13 protein-coding genes are annotated in these 16,751 nt (G+C 40.6%); 2 read left to right on the top strand and 11 right to left on the bottom strand.

The features are described 5' to 3' along the window. Positions 1 to 132: 132 nt before the first annotated feature. On the bottom strand, positions 133 to 789 hold the full coding sequence (gene rpiA, locus F1325_RS13535) for a ribose-5-phosphate isomerase RpiA (RefSeq protein WP_072063358.1): 657 nt from the start codon (positions 787 to 789) through the stop codon (positions 133 to 135). 160 nt (positions 790 to 949) lie between these two features. Here rpiA and F1325_RS13540 point away from each other — a divergent pair, with 160 nt between their 5' ends. After that, positions 950 to 1,849: a LysR family transcriptional regulator ArgP gene (locus F1325_RS13540; RefSeq protein WP_088494952.1), complete on the top strand. Its 900-nt coding sequence runs from the start codon at positions 950 to 952 to the stop codon at positions 1,847 to 1,849. Between the two features lie 72 nt (positions 1,850 to 1,921). On the opposite strand, the gene F1325_RS13545 is transcribed toward F1325_RS13540, so the two are convergent. The 10 genes from F1325_RS13545 to ampD form a co-directional block, all read right to left on the bottom strand. Further along, entirely contained in the window at positions 1,922 to 2,656 is a 735-nt protein-coding gene (locus tag F1325_RS13545) for an oxidative stress defense protein (protein ID WP_109419752.1), read from the bottom strand. An 84-nt stretch (positions 2,657 to 2,740) separates the two neighbouring features. Then, entirely contained in the window at positions 2,741 to 3,364 is a 624-nt protein-coding gene (argO, locus tag F1325_RS13550; RefSeq protein ID WP_160230576.1) for an arginine exporter ArgO, read from the bottom strand. 164 nt (positions 3,365 to 3,528) lie between these two features. Further along, positions 3,529 to 4,389, bottom strand: coding sequence for a small-conductance mechanosensitive channel MscS (gene mscS, locus F1325_RS13555; protein ID WP_109371100.1), 861 nt, complete (start codon positions 4,387 to 4,389; stop codon positions 3,529 to 3,531). 92 nt (positions 4,390 to 4,481) lie between these two features. After that, positions 4,482 to 4,853, bottom strand: a complete 372-nt coding sequence (locus F1325_RS13560; protein WP_100159097.1) for a YacL family protein — start codon at positions 4,851 to 4,853, stop codon at positions 4,482 to 4,484. Positions 4,854 to 4,988: 135 nt separating this feature from the next. Further along, the gene (acnB, locus tag F1325_RS13565) at positions 4,989 to 7,586 is read right to left on the bottom strand and encodes a bifunctional aconitate hydratase 2/2-methylisocitrate dehydratase (protein WP_109371102.1); all 2,598 of its coding nucleotides are present in this window, start codon (positions 7,584 to 7,586) and stop codon (positions 4,989 to 4,991) included. Between the two features lie 488 nt (positions 7,587 to 8,074). Continuing rightward, positions 8,075 to 9,502 carry a dihydrolipoyl dehydrogenase gene (gene lpdA / locus F1325_RS13570; protein WP_109371104.1) on the bottom strand — a complete coding sequence of 476 codons (1,428 nt, stop codon included), beginning with the start codon at positions 9,500 to 9,502 and terminating at the stop codon, positions 8,075 to 8,077. A gap of 200 nt (positions 9,503 to 9,702) precedes the next feature. Next, entirely contained in the window at positions 9,703 to 11,574 is a 1,872-nt protein-coding gene (aceF, locus tag F1325_RS13575) for a pyruvate dehydrogenase complex dihydrolipoyllysine-residue acetyltransferase (RefSeq protein ID WP_160230577.1), read from the bottom strand. 12 nt (positions 11,575 to 11,586) lie between these two features. Beyond that, entirely contained in the window at positions 11,587 to 14,253 is a 2,667-nt protein-coding gene (aceE, locus tag F1325_RS13580) for a pyruvate dehydrogenase (acetyl-transferring), homodimeric type (RefSeq protein WP_109371108.1), read from the bottom strand. Positions 14,254 to 14,416: 163 nt separating this feature from the next. After that, the gene (pdhR, locus tag F1325_RS13585; protein ID WP_109371481.1) at positions 14,417 to 15,187 is read right to left on the bottom strand and encodes a pyruvate dehydrogenase complex transcriptional repressor PdhR; all 771 of its coding nucleotides are present in this window, start codon (positions 15,185 to 15,187) and stop codon (positions 14,417 to 14,419) included. A 325-nt stretch (positions 15,188 to 15,512) separates the two neighbouring features. Next, complete coding sequence (gene ampD, locus F1325_RS13590; RefSeq protein WP_109371110.1) at positions 15,513 to 16,055, bottom strand: 1,6-anhydro-N-acetylmuramyl-L-alanine amidase AmpD; 543 nt, start codon at positions 16,053 to 16,055, stop codon at positions 15,513 to 15,515. A gap of 211 nt (positions 16,056 to 16,266) precedes the next feature. Here ampD and ppdD point away from each other — a divergent pair, with 211 nt between their 5' ends. After that, positions 16,267 to 16,710 (top strand): prepilin peptidase-dependent pilin, encoded by a 444-nt coding sequence (ppdD, locus tag F1325_RS13595; protein WP_109371112.1) that lies wholly within the window; start codon positions 16,267 to 16,269, stop codon positions 16,708 to 16,710. The last annotated feature ends 41 nt before the right edge of the window (positions 16,711 to 16,751 follow it).

Genomic DNA, 16,751 nt, shown 5'->3' on the forward strand with positions numbered 1-16,751 from the left:
AAATGATTTTGACTTTGAAAATGGCAGGATTTTAAAGAGAGATATAACTGTCGTGTGATATATATCACTGAATTTGCAGTTTCTAAAATAATTTAAAAAATAGGTAGCCATCGCTACCTATCTTAAAAAGAATTACTTAATGGTTTTCACACCTTCAGAGGTACCCATTAAAACAACATTCGCACCACGGTTAGCAAATAATCCTACGGTTACAACACCTGGAATACTGTTAATTTTGTTTTCCAGTTCAATAGGATTAAGAATAGTTAAGTTATGAACGTCTAAAATAACGTTACCGTTATCCGTTACCACATTTTCACGATATTCAGGTAAACCACCTAACTTAACGAGTTCACGCGCAACATAAGAGCGCGCCATTGGGATCACCTCTACGGGGAGTGGGAATTTACCTAATACGTCGACTTGTTTAGATTCATCAACAATACAGATAAATGTTTTCGCTACACCTGCGATAATTTTTTCACGGGTTAATGCTGCTCCGCCACCTTTGATCATTTGCATGTGATGGTTAATTTCATCAGCACCATCAACATAAATGTCTAAAGAGTCAACTTCATTACAATCAAAAACAGGAATGCCGTAACTTTTTAATTTTGCAGTTGATGCTTCTGAACTTGAAACAGTGCCTTCGATTTGACCTTTCATTGTTGCTAATGCATCAATAAAGTGAGAAGCCGTAGAGCCAGTACCGACACCCACAATCGTGCCTGGTTTTACATATTCAAGCGCCGCCCAACCTACTGCTTTTTTCAATTCATCCTGAGTCATTTAAAAAACCTTATTTATCACGTTAATGGACTAAGAATAGCATATCGCATTCAAAACTAGCACGAGACACATCAAAAACTGAGAAGCAACATTTTAACTCATTACAACGAAAAATATGGCATAGTAAGCAATAGAATATAAAATCGAAGAGAGTCTGTTAATGAAACGCCCTGATTATCGAGCATTGCAAGCCCTTGATGCCGTCATTCGAGAACGTGGCTTTGAAAGAGCCGCGCAAAAGTTATGTATTACACAATCTGCCGTTTCACAGCGTATCAAACAATTAGAAAACTTATTCGGGCAACCGCTATTAGTCAGAACTGTTCCACCTCAACCCACTGAGCAAGGACAAAAATTATTAGCGCTATTGCATCAAGTAGAATTACTTGAAGAACAATGGTTAGGTGATGAAAATAGCGGTTCTACGCCTCTTTTACTCTCTTTGGCTGTGAATGCTGACAGTTTAGCAACATGGTTATTGCCTGCTTTACATCCCGTATTAACGCAACTGCCTATTCGTCTCAATATTCAAGTAGAAGATGAAACTCGTACTCAAGAGCGATTAAGACGAGGCGAAGTGGTTGGTGCAATCAGTATTCAGCCACAAGCACTACCAAGTTGCCTTGTTGATCAATTAGGCGCTCTCGATTACCTATTCGTTGCTTCTCCTGACTTTGCTCAACGCTACTTTTCCAATGGCGTAACAAAATCTTCGTTATTAAAAGCGCCAGCAGTCGCATTTGACCATCTTGATGATATGCATCAGGCATTTTTACAACAAAATTTCGGCTTATCACCCGGTAGTGTGCCGTGTCATATTGTGAACTCATCTGAAGCCTTTGTGCAATTAGCTAAACAAGGTTCAACCTGTTGTATGATCCCTCATCTGCAAATTGCTAATGAACTAAAAAGCGGGGAATTGGTTGATTTAACGCCAGGGCTTTGCCAGCGACGTATGCTTTATTGGCACCGATTTGCGCCAGAAAGTAGAACCATGAGAAAAGTGACAGACGCACTCATTGATTTTGGCCGTAAAGTTTTAAAACAGGATGAAGAGTAATACGCTATTTCATCTTATTAACACAAAAAATAGGCTTCATATTGAAGCCTATTTGTTTTTATCACCACATGATTATTTAGTGCGTTTTAATTCAAAAACGACATCAACATAATCTTTAAACTCAATGCTTTGCTGTTCATAGGTTTCTTGCACAGCAGCAGGTGCTTGTGCTTTTAATGCCATTGCATCCATGCGCACTTGTGCGATTGGATAAGGTGTGGCTTCTGGCGCACGATAGCTCACGCTATAAACAGCACCTAAATCTGCACCGAAACCTTTTGCTACTGACGTTGCTTGATCAATTGCATTTTTAATCGCAACTTCTCGTGCTTTTGTTTTGTATTGTTCTGGATTATTGACACCAAATTCAACGTTATTAATCTCATTTAAACCAGCTGCTAATGCGCCATCAAGCAACGTATTAAGCTGTTCTAATTTCTTAATTTTAACATTAACAGTACGTGTTGCGGTATAACCATTAATCACTGAACGCTCTGCTTTTTTATCGTACTCATAGTTTGGTTGAGTACGGATATTAGCAGCATCAATATCTTCTTTAACAACACCATTTTCTTTTAAGAAGGCAAAATATTTTGCAACACGCTCATCAACTTGTTTCTTAGCCTGAGCTGCATCTTTTGCTCTTTCGTTAACCTGAATATTTAATGTTGCCATATCAGGAGCGGCTTTAATTGTCGCATTACCCGATGTTGTGATATGAGGCCCTTCTGGCTCAGACGCCGCTAATGCAAAAGAAGGTAATCCCAGCGTAAACACGGATGCTAATACAATTGCTTTTAATTTCACAAAAACCCCCGACATAATAAAATTTAAGACCATCTTTTATGGCTAAGAAGAACCTTAGCATATCTGATGTAAAGTTCTTTAAGATTAAAAGAGAGTTTTCCATCCTTGTGCCGCTAATTGAACAGCAATAAACCACATTACACATCCCACAAACAGATTAATAATACGTTGAGCGCGCGCTTTGCTTAATATTGGAGAAAACCAAGCTGCCAAGAGTGATAACGCAAAAAACCAGCTTATAGAGGCAAATACCGCACCAAATGTAAACCAAGGACGAAGTTCTGACGTTAATTGCCCGCCAATACTACCTATCACAACAAAAGTATCTAAATAAACATGAGGATTAAGCCATGTTACGGCAACTAATGTTACGATCACACGCCAACGGCTTTTTACCTGATTTTCGCTTTGTGACAATTCAATATCTTTTGAAAAAGCAGTTTTAAATGCATTCCAGCCATACCATAATAAGAACGCGACTCCACCCCAAGTGATCAGTAATAAAAGTATTTCTGATTGGCTAAGTAGAGCACTTCCACCAAAGACACCTGCCGAGATCAAAATAACATCACTTAAAGCGCATAAAAATGCACTCATCAAATGAAACTGCTTTTTACTTCCTTGTTGTAAAACAAAGGCATTCTGAGCCCCTATTGGTAAAATCATTGCTGCACTTAATAAAAACCCCTGAAAAAAAGTTGTGAACATGCAAAATATCCTAATAATTATTCGTTTAATATTGGATGAATAATAGAGGGGTTTTGATATTAGAGGAAATGAATCATTCTTATTGATAATAAGAAAAACTAATGGCAATAAATACAAAAAAGCCACGTTATTAACGTGGCTCTAAATCATCTATTTTAGTGTGACTATTCTGCTTTAGTCGTCGCACTTTGTATTTGATGCATATAGACATCCATTTGTGGGAATGGAATACCAATTTTATTCGCATCCAATGTACGTTTAAAGTCTTCCATTAAGTCCCAATAGACAGGCCACGCATCATCATTTTTTGTCCACACTCGTACCACAAAATTTAATGAAGACGGTGCCATTTCATGTAAACGGATAGTCACGCCTTTATCATGTTGAATACGTTTGTCTTTAGCAACGACATCACCTAATACTTTTTTTACCGTATCAATGTCAGCATCATACGCTACACCAACAATGATTTGAGTGCGGCGATCAGGCTCTCTCGTTAAGTTAATCACTTCGCTACTGATTATCTTACTATTTGGGATAACAATAATTCTGTCATCTGCTGAGCGCAAAGTCGTTGAGAAAATTTGGACATCTCTAACAGTACCTTCCACAGCCCCTATAATCACATATTCGCCTGCACGAATTGGGCGGAAAATAACAATAAGCACACCAGCAGCAAAGTTTGAAAGTGAGCCTTGTAAAGCTAAACCAACCGCTAAACCAGCCGCACCTAATACAGCAATAACAGAAGCCGTTTGTACACCTAATCGGCCTAATACTGCAATTAAAGTGAAAGCGACAACGGTATAACGCACTAAAACAGATAAGAATGTCACGACAGTAGCATCGATATGACGTAACGTTAAAACTCTAGCAACACCTTTTCCAATCATTTTTGCCACAAATAAACCTATAAATAGGATCAAAAATGCGGCAACAATATTGACTGCATACTGAATAAAGAGATCTTGATTGGCGACAAACCAACCCGTTGCTTCATCTAAACTAGCAGGTAATTCATTCATTAGACCACCTTTTAAACTTAAAAACGTAATAAAAAGAAGAGTAATTCAATAGTATATTGTGGCAGATTTATTCCAAAAATATATAGGATTTGTTAATTTTTTCTATTTTCCAGAATAAATAACCGGTATTTTTGTAGCATAGTAGCGAAATCATCTAGCCCACAAAAAGCAATACTCTCGTTATCGTAATAACTCATGCCCTCTTCCATTTCATCTGTTTCAAAATGTAATGTATTTGCTCTTACCATTACTTCTTCGTCATCAATAGAAAGGCTGTATTCTTTACCGATTAATTCCCACTGTCTTTCACTACCTTTAATACCTTCCATTTCTTCAAGAATTTGATCTATCAGACTAATATCGCCCTGAATTTCATCATTCAGCCAATAGCCTATTGCTTCATGATCCATCGAAAAACGGGCTAGTATACCGCCAGTGAGATCTCGCTGAAATTCATAATCCATGGTGTACGCCCCTTATTAAGCTGCCACTTTTTGATAAAAAATATCTTATTCTTATTATGACAAAAATAACAAAAAACGGGAGGCATTTGCCTCCCGTTTGTTCATATAAAATACTTTAAAGCAATAAATTAATCGTTATACCGTTGTTTGGAAAATAACTTGGTCTGCTTTATCTGTATATTGCTCTAGTTGGTCAAAGTTTAAATAGCGATAAGTATCTTCTGCAGTTTCATCCACTTTACTCATAAAGTCCAGATACTCTTGTGGCTCAGGTAAACGACCTAATAATGACGCAACTGCGGCAAGCTCCGCAGAAGCAAGATACACATTCGCACCTGTACCTAAACGATTAGGGAAGTTACGTGTCGATGTTGAAACCACTGTTGCACCATCAGCAACGCGTGCTTGGTTACCCATACACAATGAACAACCCGGTACTTCGATACGCGCACCACTCTTACCAAAGACGCTGTAATAGCCTTCTTCCGTTAATTGTGCTGCATCCATTTTTGTTGGTGGTGCAACCCATAAACGTGTTGGTAATTGACCTTTATGCTGATCAAGCAGTTTACCCGCAGCACGGAAGTGGCCAATATTGGTCATACAAGAACCAATAAATACTTCATCAATTTTGCTGTTTGCCACTTCTGAGAGCAGACGTGCATCATCAGGATCATTCGGCGCACATAAAATTGGCTCTTTGATCTCATTTAAATCGATTTCGATAACAGCCGCATATTCTGCATCTGCATCAGCTTCAAGTAATTGAGGATCTTTCAGCCAGTTTTCCATTGATGTAATACGACGTTCAATAGTACGGCGGTCGCCATAACCTTCAGCAATCATCCATTTCAGTAAGATGATATTAGATTGCAGATATTCAATGATAGGCGCTTTATCCAGTTTAATCGTACAACCTGCTGCTGAGCGCTCTGCTGATGCGTCAGCAAGCTCAAATGCCTGTTCTACTTTAAGCTCTGGTAAGCCTTCAATCTCAAGAATACGACCAGAGAAAATATTTTTCTTACCTTTTTTCTCAACTGTCAGTAAACCGTCTTGGATCGCGTAATAAGGAATAGCATGAACTAAATCACGCAGTGTCACACCCGGTTGCATTTCACCTTTAAAACGTACCAGAACAGATTCTGGCATATCTAATGGCATTACTCCTGTTGCCGCAGCAAAAGCCACTAAGCCTGAACCTGCTGGAAATGAGATACCAATAGGGAAACGAGTATGTGAGTCACCGCCTGTACCAACAGTATCAGGCAGTAACATGCGGTTTAACCATGAGTGGATAATACCGTCACCAGGACGCAGTGAAACTCCGCCACGGTTCATAATAAAATCAGGTAAGGTGTGATGTGTTGTAACATCTACTGGTTTTGGATAGGCCGCGGTATGACAGAATGATTGCATCACTAAATCAGCAGAGAAACCAAGACACGCCAAGTCTTTTAGCTCATCACGGGTCATTGGACCTGTAGTATCTTGTGAACCCACAGAGGTCATTTTTGGCTCGCAATATTCGCCAGGGCGAATACCTGTACGACCACAAGCACGACCGACCATTTTCTGTGCTAAAGAGAATCCACGGTTGCTTTCTTCAACAGGTTTAGCATGACGGAACAATGTGCTAACCGGTAAACCTAGCGATTCACGCGCTTTTGACGTTAATCCACGACCAATGATCAATGGAATACGACCACCAGCACGCACTTCATCAATTAATACTTCAGTTTTCAGCTCAAAGGTTTCCAGTAACTCATTCGTTTCATGGTTACGAATTTCACCTTTGTATGGGTAAATATCAATAATATCACCCATATTTAATTTAGAAACATCGACTTCGATTGGGAGTGCTCCCGCATCTTCCATAGTATTAAAGAAGATAGGCGCGATTTTGCCGCCAAGAACAACACCACCACCTCGTTTATTAGGAACGAACGGAATGTCGTCTCCCATAAACCAGAGTACAGAGTTAGTTGCTGATTTACGTGATGAGCCAGTCCCAACAACATCACCAACATAAGCCAGTGGGAAGCCTTTCTTATTTAATGCTTCAATTTGTTTAATTGGGCCTACACTACCCGGCTGGTCAGGCTCAATGCCTTCGCGCGCATTTTTCAACATTGCTAAAGCATGTAATGGGATATCAGGGCGGGACCAAGCATCAGGTGCTGGAGATAAGTCATCGGTATTAGTTTCACCAGTGACTTTAAATACGGTAACAGTAATTTTTTCCGCTAATGCAGGGCGCTCAGTAAACCACTGTGCATCAGCCCAAGATTGCATAATTTGCTTAGCATAAACGTTGCCTGCTTTTGCTTTTTCCTCAACATCATAGAAGTTATCAAACATCAGTAATGTGTGAGAAAGCGCTTTGGCTGCAATTGGTGCTAACTTATCATTTTCCAGAGACTCAATTAATGCATGGATATTATAGCCACCTTGCATTGTGCCTAATAATTCAACAGCTTTTTCTGGTGTGATAAGAGGTGATGTGGTTTCGCCTTTCGCGAGGGCAGTTAAAAAGCCCGCCTTAACATAGGCAGCTTCATCAACTCCGGGTGGAACGCGGTTAACAATTAAATCAAGAAGAAATTCTTCTTCACCTTTAGGGGGATTTTTTAATAGCTCAACAAGTGCGGCTGTTTGTGTGGCATCGAGAGGTTTTGGAACGACACCTTCAGCTGCACGCTCTGCTACGTGCTTACGGTATTCTTCTAGCACGACTGTCTCCTCGCTTCTTTGTCATTTTGTATAACCCGGCTGTCTGCACCCTGTCTGTTGAAGGATGCCAGGTCAGAGGATCTTTTGCTCGCATAAAACATAAGAGATTGTAAAATTATGCCCAGCTAAGGGCTATCAGCATAGCAAATCTTCAACACGATGTTAATTCGTTCACATAAAAGTAACATTAATCAGATTCAAATATCCACTTATTCAGATTAAAACACTTAAACAAAATATATAACAGAGACTTTTAACCAAGATTTGGGTTAATAACCACACTTTTTATAGTTTTTTTAATACCCAAATTAGCACTAAAGTGAAATTAACGGTTAAATAAACGACTAATGCACATAATAATCGATATGAGTCTTCACAAAACAGTCATATTCTAAATAGAAACCATAAAAAAAGAGCCAAGTTCTATAAAGAACTTAGCCCTTATCATTTAAACAACTTTAGTAAACTGTTTTCAGTAAACGAGTCGCTTATTTTTTCTTTTTCGCTTTTGGATTTGGCAGGTCAGTGATACTACCTTCAAATACTTCCGCAGCCATACCAATTGATTCGTATAACGTTGGGTGAGCGTGGATAGTTAATGCGATATCTTCAGCATCACAACCCATTTCAATTGCCAGACCGATTTCACCTAACAGTTCACCACCGTTAGAACCAACAATTGCACCACCGATAACACGGTTAGTTTCTTTGTCGAAAATCAGTTTAGTCATACCATCAGCACAATCTGATGCGATTGCACGGCCTGATGCCGCCCAAGGGAAAGAAGCCACTTCATAGCTAACACCTTTCTCTTTCGCTTCTTTTTCAGTCATACCAACCCATGCAACTTCTGGTTCAGTATAAGCGATTGATGGAATAACTTTAGGATCGAAGTAATGTTTCTTACCAGAGATAACTTCTGCTGCAACGTGACCTTCATGAACACCTTTGTGAGCCAGCATTGGTTGACCAACGATGTCACCGATAGCAAAGATGTGAGGTACGTTAGTACGCATTTGTTTATCAACATGGATAAAGCCACGATCATCAACTTCGATACCTGCTTTACCCGCGTCTAACAGTTTACCGTTAGGTACACGACCGATAGCAACTAATACTGCATCGTAACGTTGTGGTTCTGCTGGGGCTTTTTTGCCTTCCATTGTTACGTAGATGCCATCTTCTTTTGCTTCAACCGCAGTTACTTTGGTTTCTAGCATCAGGTTAAATTTCTTGCTGATACGTTTGGTAAATACTTTAACCACGTCTTTATCAGCAGCAGGAATAACCTGATCAAACATTTCAACTACGTCAATCTGAGAACCCAGAGAGTGATAAACCGTTCCCATTTCCAGACCGATGATACCGCCACCCATAACCAGTAAACGCTCTGGTACGGTTTTCAGTTGCAGTGCATCTGTTGAGTCCCATACACGAGGATCTTCATGTGGAATGAATGGTAATTCGATTGGACGTGAGCCGGCAGCAACGATTGCATTGTCAAAAGTGATGGTAGTTGCACCTTCAGCACCTTCAACAGACAATGTGTGAGAACCAGTGAATCGTGCTTCGCCATTAACGACAGTAACTTTACGGCCTTTAGCCATGCCCGCTAAGCCACCCGTTAACTGAGAGATAACTTTATCTTTCCAGATGCGAATTTTGTCGATATCTGTTTTTGGTGCGTCAAATACAACACCGTGTTCAGACAATGCTTTCGCTTCTTCGATAACTTTAGCAACGTGGAGTAACGCTTTAGAAGGGATACAACCCACGTTCAGACAAACACCACCTAAAGTAGAGTGACGTTCAACTAAAACTGTTTCTAAACCTAAGTCAGCGCAACGGAACGCCGCGGAATATCCCGCAGGGCCTGCACCGAGAACCACTACCTGTGCTTTAATTTCAGTACTCATCGTGACCTCATTATTTATTTGTCCGGCGAGTCAGACGATAATCCATATTTAACACCGAGACTTACATACCGCATGCAGTTTACAGAAATGTTAATAAACTGAAAAGCGCTCTAACATGACGGATCTCACAACCTAAGATGTATGACTGTAAAACCCATCACTGTAATCAGAGAAACCGGCGCTAAGCACCGGTTTTAAAATTACATTACCAAACGACGTAAATCACTCATGTACTGATTAATCAGAGTGATGAATCGAGCACCGTCAGCACCATCGATCACACGGTGATCGAAAGATAGTGACATTGGTAAAATCAAGCGTGGTACGAATTCTTTACCATTCCATACAGGTTTCATGGAAGAACGGGAAAGTCCCATAATCGCAACTTCTGGTGCGTTAACGATTGGTGCAAAACCGGTAGTACCGATACCACCAAGGCTAGAAATAGTGAAACATCCGCCTTGCATATCTGCTGCTGTCAGTTTACCTGCACGCGCTTTCTTAGAAACTTCAGCTAACTCATAAGACAGTTCGATAATGCCTTTTTTGTTAACATCTTTGAAAACAGGAACAACAAGACCGTTAGGTGTATCTACTGCGATACCGATATTGATGTATTTTTTCAGGATCAGTTTCTGTCCATCTTCAGAGATAGAGCTGTTAAAACGAGGCATATCTGCCAGCGCTTTCGCTGCTGCTTTCATTACGAAGACTAATGGCGTGATCTTAACATCCAGTTTTTTCTTCTCTGCTTCTTTATTTTGCTGCTTACGGAATTCTTCAACCTCAGTAATATCTGCTTCATCAAACAGATTTACGTGAGGGATCATCACCCAGTTACGGCTTAAGTTAGCACCAGAGATCTTCTGGATACGGCTTAATTCAACTTCTTCAATTTCACCAAACTTGCTGAAGTCAACTTTCGGCCAAGGTAACATGCCAGGTAATCCGCCACCTGCATTAGCTGGCGCTGATTCAGCACGTTTAATTAATTCTTTCACGTAAGACTGAACGTCTTCACGTAAGATACGACCTTTACGACCAGTACCTTTTACTTTCGCTAAATTCACACCGAATTCGCGCGCTAAGCGACGAATAACTGGTGTTGCATGAACGTAAGCATCATTTTCAACAAACTCTTCTTTCGCAGCTGGCGCAGTCGCTTGTGCTTTAGCCGGTGCTGCTGGTGCAGAACTTGCTGGCGCTGGCGCGGTTGCTGCTGGTGCTTGAGCGACAGGCGCTGCACCGGCAACTTCGAAAGTCATGATCAGTGAGCCAGTTTTCACTTTGTCGCCCACTGCAATTTTGATCTCTTTAACCACACCTGCAAATGGTGCTGGCACTTCCATTGAAGCTTTGTCACCTTCAACTGTGATCAGAGATTGTTCTTCAGAGATGGAATCACCTACTTTCACCATCACTTCAGTAACTTCAACTTCATCACCGCCGATATCTGGAACATTCACTTCTTTCACAGCAGATGCTGCTGGTGCAGATGCCGCTGGAGCTTGTGCTGGTGCCACTTGAGCAACAGGTGCGCTACCTGTAACTTCAAATACCATGATAAGAGAGCCTGTGCTCACTTTATCACCTGTTGCAATTTTAATTTCTTTCACTACGCCAGCAAATGGTGCTGGCACTTCCATTGAAGCTTTGTCGCCTTCAACAGTAATCAGTGATTGTTCTTCAGCAACGCTATCGCCCACTTTTACCATTACTTCAGTAACTTCAACTTCGTCACCGCCGATATCTGGAACGTGAACTTCTTTCAGCGCAGCTGTTGCAGGTGCTGCAGCTGGTGCTGGTGCCGCTGCTTGAGCTGGTGCTGCTTGCGCGGCACCTTCTGCTTCAAAAATCATGATAAGAGAACCCGTTTGGACTTTATCGCCCACGGAAATTTTGATCTCTTTAACAATACCCGCTTGTGGTGATGGGACTTCCATAGACGCTTTATCGCCTTCTACGGTGATTAAGGATTGTTCTTCCTCAATACGGTCACCCACTTTCACCATCACTTCGGTGACTTCAACTTCATCAGCACCGATATCTGGGACTTTAATTTCAATAGACATTCACTTTACCTCTTACGCCAGACGTGGGTTTACTTTTTCAGGGTTGATGTTGTATTTTTTGATTGCTTCTTCAACAACCTTCACATCAATCTCACCACGTTTAGCTAATTCACCTAATGCAGCAACAATCACATAAGAAGTATCAACTTCGAAGTGGTGACGCAGGTTTTCACGGCTATCAGAACGACCGAAACCATCAGTACCTAATACGCGGTAATCATCTGCTGGTACATAAGTACGAACTTGTTCAGCGAACAATTTCATGTAGTCAGTAGACGCAACAGCTGGCGCATCATTCATAATTTGAGCGATGTAAGGTACGCGTGGTGTTTCTGATGGGTGCAGCATGTTCCAACGTTCACAATCTTGACCATCACGAGCCAATTCAGTGAATGAAGTTACGCTATAAACATCAGAACCAATACCGTATTCAGCAGACAGGATTTCTGCTGCTTCACGAACGTGACGCAGGATAGAACCTGAACCCAGTAACTGAACTTTACCTTTCGCACCTTCGTGTGATTTCAGTTTGTAGATACCTTTACGGATACCTTCTTCAACACCGGCTGGCATTGCTGGCATATGGTAGTTTTCGTTCAGTGTAGTGATGTAGTAATAAACGTTTTCTTGTTTATCACCATACATACGCTCTAAACCGTCTTGCATGATAACAGCAACTTCATAAGCGAATGCTGGATCATAAGAGATACAGTTAGGGATAGTCAGCGATTGAATATGGCTATGACCATCTTCGTGCTGTAAGCCTTCACCGTTAAGTGTTGTACGACCTGAAGTACCACCTACTAAGAAACCACGTGCTTGTTGGTCACCTGCTGCCCAGCATAAGTCGCCAATACGTTGGAAACCAAACATTGAGTAGTAGATATAGAATGGGATCATTGGCAGATTGTTAGTGCTGTAAGATGTTGCAGCCGCTAACCAAGATGCGCCAGCACCCAGCTCGTTGATACCTTCTTGCAGAATCTGACCTTTAACGTCTTCTTTATAGTAAGCAACTTGCTCACGGTCTTGAGGCGTATATTGTTGGCCATTCGGGCTATAAATACCGATTTGACGGAACAGACCTTCCATACCGAAAGTACGTGCTTCGTCAGCAATAATTGGAACTAAACGATCTTTGATAGATTTGTTTTTCAACATCACGTTCAGAGCACGAACGAATGCGATAGTTGTTGAAATCTCTTTAGATTGTTCTTCCAGTAATTGGCTGAAATCTTCCAGTGTTGGGATATCCAGTTTTTCTTCAAAACGAGGACGACGAGCTGGTAGATAACCGCCTAAATCCTGACGACGTGCGTGCAGGTATTTGTACTCTTCTGACTCTTTGTCAAAAGTAATATAAGGCAGGTCTTTGATTTGCTCATCAGCAACAGGAATATTGAAACGATCACGGAAATGGTGAACGCCATCCATGTTCATTTTCTTAACTTGGTGAGCGATGTTTTTACCTTCTGCCGTTTCACCCATACCATAACCTTTGATGGTTTGAGCTAAAATAACAGTTGGTTTACCTTGAGTCTCTTTTGCTTTTTGGAATGCAGCAAAGACTTTCTTCGGATCGTGACCACCGCGGTTTAATGCCCAAATCTCGTCATCAGTCATGTCTTTAACTAATGCAGCAGTTTCTGGGTAGCGATTGAAGAAGTGTTCACGAACGTAAGCACCATCACGAGATTTAAACGTTTGGTAGTCACCATCCAGTGTTTCGTTCATTAATTGAACGAGTTTACCAGAAGTGTCTTTACGCAGCAGTTCGTCCCAACGGTCGCCCCACATCACTTTGATAACGTTCCAGCCAGCACCTGCGAAGATACCTTCTAGTTCGTTAACAATTTTACCGTTACCTGTCACAGGGCCATCAAGGCGCTGTAAGTTACAGTTAACAACGAAGCACAGGTTATCTAATTTTTCGCGAACAGCAATAGTGATAGCACCTTTAGATTCTGGTTCGTCCATTTCACCATCACCTAAGAACGCATACACAGTTTGTGCAGTGGTGTTCTTCAAGCCACGATGATTTAAATATTTCAGGAATTTAGCCTGATAAATTGCAGATAGTGGCCCCAGACCCATAGAAACTGTTGGGAACTGCCAGAATTCAGGCATTAATTTAGGGTGCGGATAAGAAGATAAACCTTTACCACCAATTTCTTGACGGAAGTTGTTTAATTGATCTTCTGTTAAACGACCTTCTAAGAATGCACGTGCATAGATACCTGGGGAGATATGACCTTGGAAGTAAACCAAGTCGCCACCATCAGTTTCATTTTGCGCACGGAAGAAATGGTTAAAGCACACTTCATATAAAGTTGCAGAAGATTGGAATGACGCCATGTGTCCGCCGAGTTCCAAATCTTTTTTGGATGCACGCAGAACCATCATTACTGCGTTCCAGCGAATAGCAGAACGAATACGACGCTCTAATTCCAGATTGCCAGGGTAAGCGGGTTCATCTTCAGCAGGAATGGTATTGATATAATCACTGTGTACAGAACCGCCTAAAGCGATATTAAGACCACCATTACGGGCTTGTTTTAATACCTGATCAATCAGGAACTGTGCACGTTCAACACCTTCTTCACGGATGACCGAGTCGATCGCTTGTAACCAGTCGCGAGTTTCGATCGGATCCACGTCATTTTTCAGCATATCTGACATGGTGTATTCCTTATCTGTTATCTGTTTTTAATGGTTATGGGAGCCTATCTTCCCGTTCTACCCATCTGATATGACGGGAAGATAGGCCCTGCTGTTATTACCGCTTCCCCTGAAAATCACAGGGCGATAGATAGTACAGACTCAGCGGTCAGGATCTGTGCTACTAAAATAAATCAGGATGTTGTTGTAGCCGGCGCAAAGAGCGCTCACGGCGAGTATGTTCACGACTCATATCCAACAAAACATCTTCAATAAAGGCCAAATGGCGATGTGATGCTTCACGCGCAGCTTCTGGCTCTCTATTAATAATAGCCTGATAAATCTGACTACGATGCTCACTTACTGCTGTTAACATCTCTTTACGAGTGTAAAGAAACTCAAAATTCTGGCGGATATTTTGCTCAAGCATTGGCACCATGCATCGTAATAGATGCAATAAAACGACATTATGAGCAGCTTCCGTAACAATTAATTGATATTGCAATACAGCTTCAGACTCAGCGATTAAATCACCCTCTTCATGGGCTTTCAAAATGCAATCATGGCTAGCTTTGATACGTTCAAGATCTTCATCAGTACCACGTAATGCAGCGTAATATGCAGCAATACCTTCCAGTGCATGACGAGTTTCTAAAAGATCAAATTGAGATTCGGGATGCCCGCTAAGCAGTTGAGCTAAAGGATCACTAAAACTTTGCCAGAGATTATGCTGAACAAAAGTACCACCGCCTTGGCGACGGAGTAAAAATCCTTTAGCTTCTAATTTTTGGATTGCTTCACGCAATGAAGGGCGAGATACGTCAAATTGTTTTGCCAGTTCACGCTCAGGTAAGAGTTTCTCGCCTGGGCGCAGAGTACCTTCTAAAATCAGATGTTCAAGCTGTTGCTCAATAACATCAGAAAGCTTAGGTTGGCGGATTTTTGTATAAGCCATATTGCTGGAAGCCATTATTGGATAACTATTACCTTAGTGATTGAGTTGTCAATTGGTAATACCAATTTAATATAACGAATAATAAAGTAACAAAGTATTCACTAACTGTCCATACAGTTGTTGAGCGAAATCATAAAAACCTGCAAATTTTAACAAATTATTTTAAAAATTCATCAAAATTGATAACTAGATCGCATTACACAGAAACGCTAAAAATAAATTTTTTAACGTTTTTTAAACACATAAACAGTCAAACTGAAGCGTGACAGCAATATTATTTTGAATTTAAATTCATAATTAGTAGCTTTAAATTCAATTTGGGTGGTTATTTTGTTAACAAACTGCGGTAATAAGCCCAATCAAAGTGAGGTCCTGGATCGGTTTTTCTATTTGGTGCAACATCACTATGCCCAGTAATGTTTTCTTCAATAGCAGGATAAAGAGTAATAAGCGATTGAGTTATCTTCACTAATTGTTGATATTGCTGCTGGGTAAAATCGCATTCATCAGTACCTTCAAGCTCAATACCAATAGAGAAATCATTACATTTTTCTCTGCCTTTATATAAAGAAACACCAGCATGCCATGCTCTCTCAGTAAAAGGCACATATTGCACAATTTCTCCATCACGACGAATAAGACAATGAGCCGACACTCTTAAGCTAACAATCTCACTAAAAAAAGGATGGTCTTGCTCTGATAATGTATTGGTGAAAAGCTGATCAATATAAGGTCCACCAAATTGGCCAGGAGGCAAACTGATATTATGAACAATTAATAAAGAAGGCTGCTCACCTTCGGGTCTCTTATCATGATTAGGTGAAGGAACTTGTCTAGCATCGATTAGCCAACCTTGTTTAATTTCCACATCAACCCTCTTTTATTTTGTTTTAGCCATTATCAATAATGTTATTAACGCATACTCATCAATAAATGCGAACTTTCCCTCAATAATAAAGATTAACTATGTATCTCTCCTTTTTCTTTTCGATATTTTACTCAAATTTTATTTTATCTATTCGCCAATAAAGTCCTTTTTTTTCATACTACTAGTGTTTATTACTCAAGGAGGACGCTAAATGAATGTACTTAATTATCACTCTAATGAAAATGGTTTTACCCTTATGGAGCTTATGATTGTGATTGCTATCATCTCGATTTTAAGCTCTGTTGCTATTCCTGCCTATCAAGGTTATATCCAAAAAGCAGCATTAACCGATGTATTGCAAACACTGTCGCCCTATCGTTCTGCGATAGAATTATGTCGCTATGAAAACGATCCTCAACACTGTAATTCTGATTCAACCTTTATGCCGCAACAATTTCGTAGTCGATATTTGTCCGATATTAATGTGTTAAACGGTGTGATTAGTGCAACCGGAAAATCACAACTTGATGGTCTGACGATCACAATGTCGCCAGAGAAAGGAGTTAACGACCTTATTCCAGTATGGAAAACACAATGTTCAGCAGCAAATCTTACGTTGCAAAAACAGTGCAGTGAGATTTTAAAATCATATTAGTGCGTTAGATATAAAGGAGCACTTATATTAAGTGTTCCTAT

This window comes from Proteus columbae (assembly GCF_009914335.1).
GTDB lineage: Bacteria > Pseudomonadota > Gammaproteobacteria > Enterobacterales > Enterobacteriaceae > Proteus.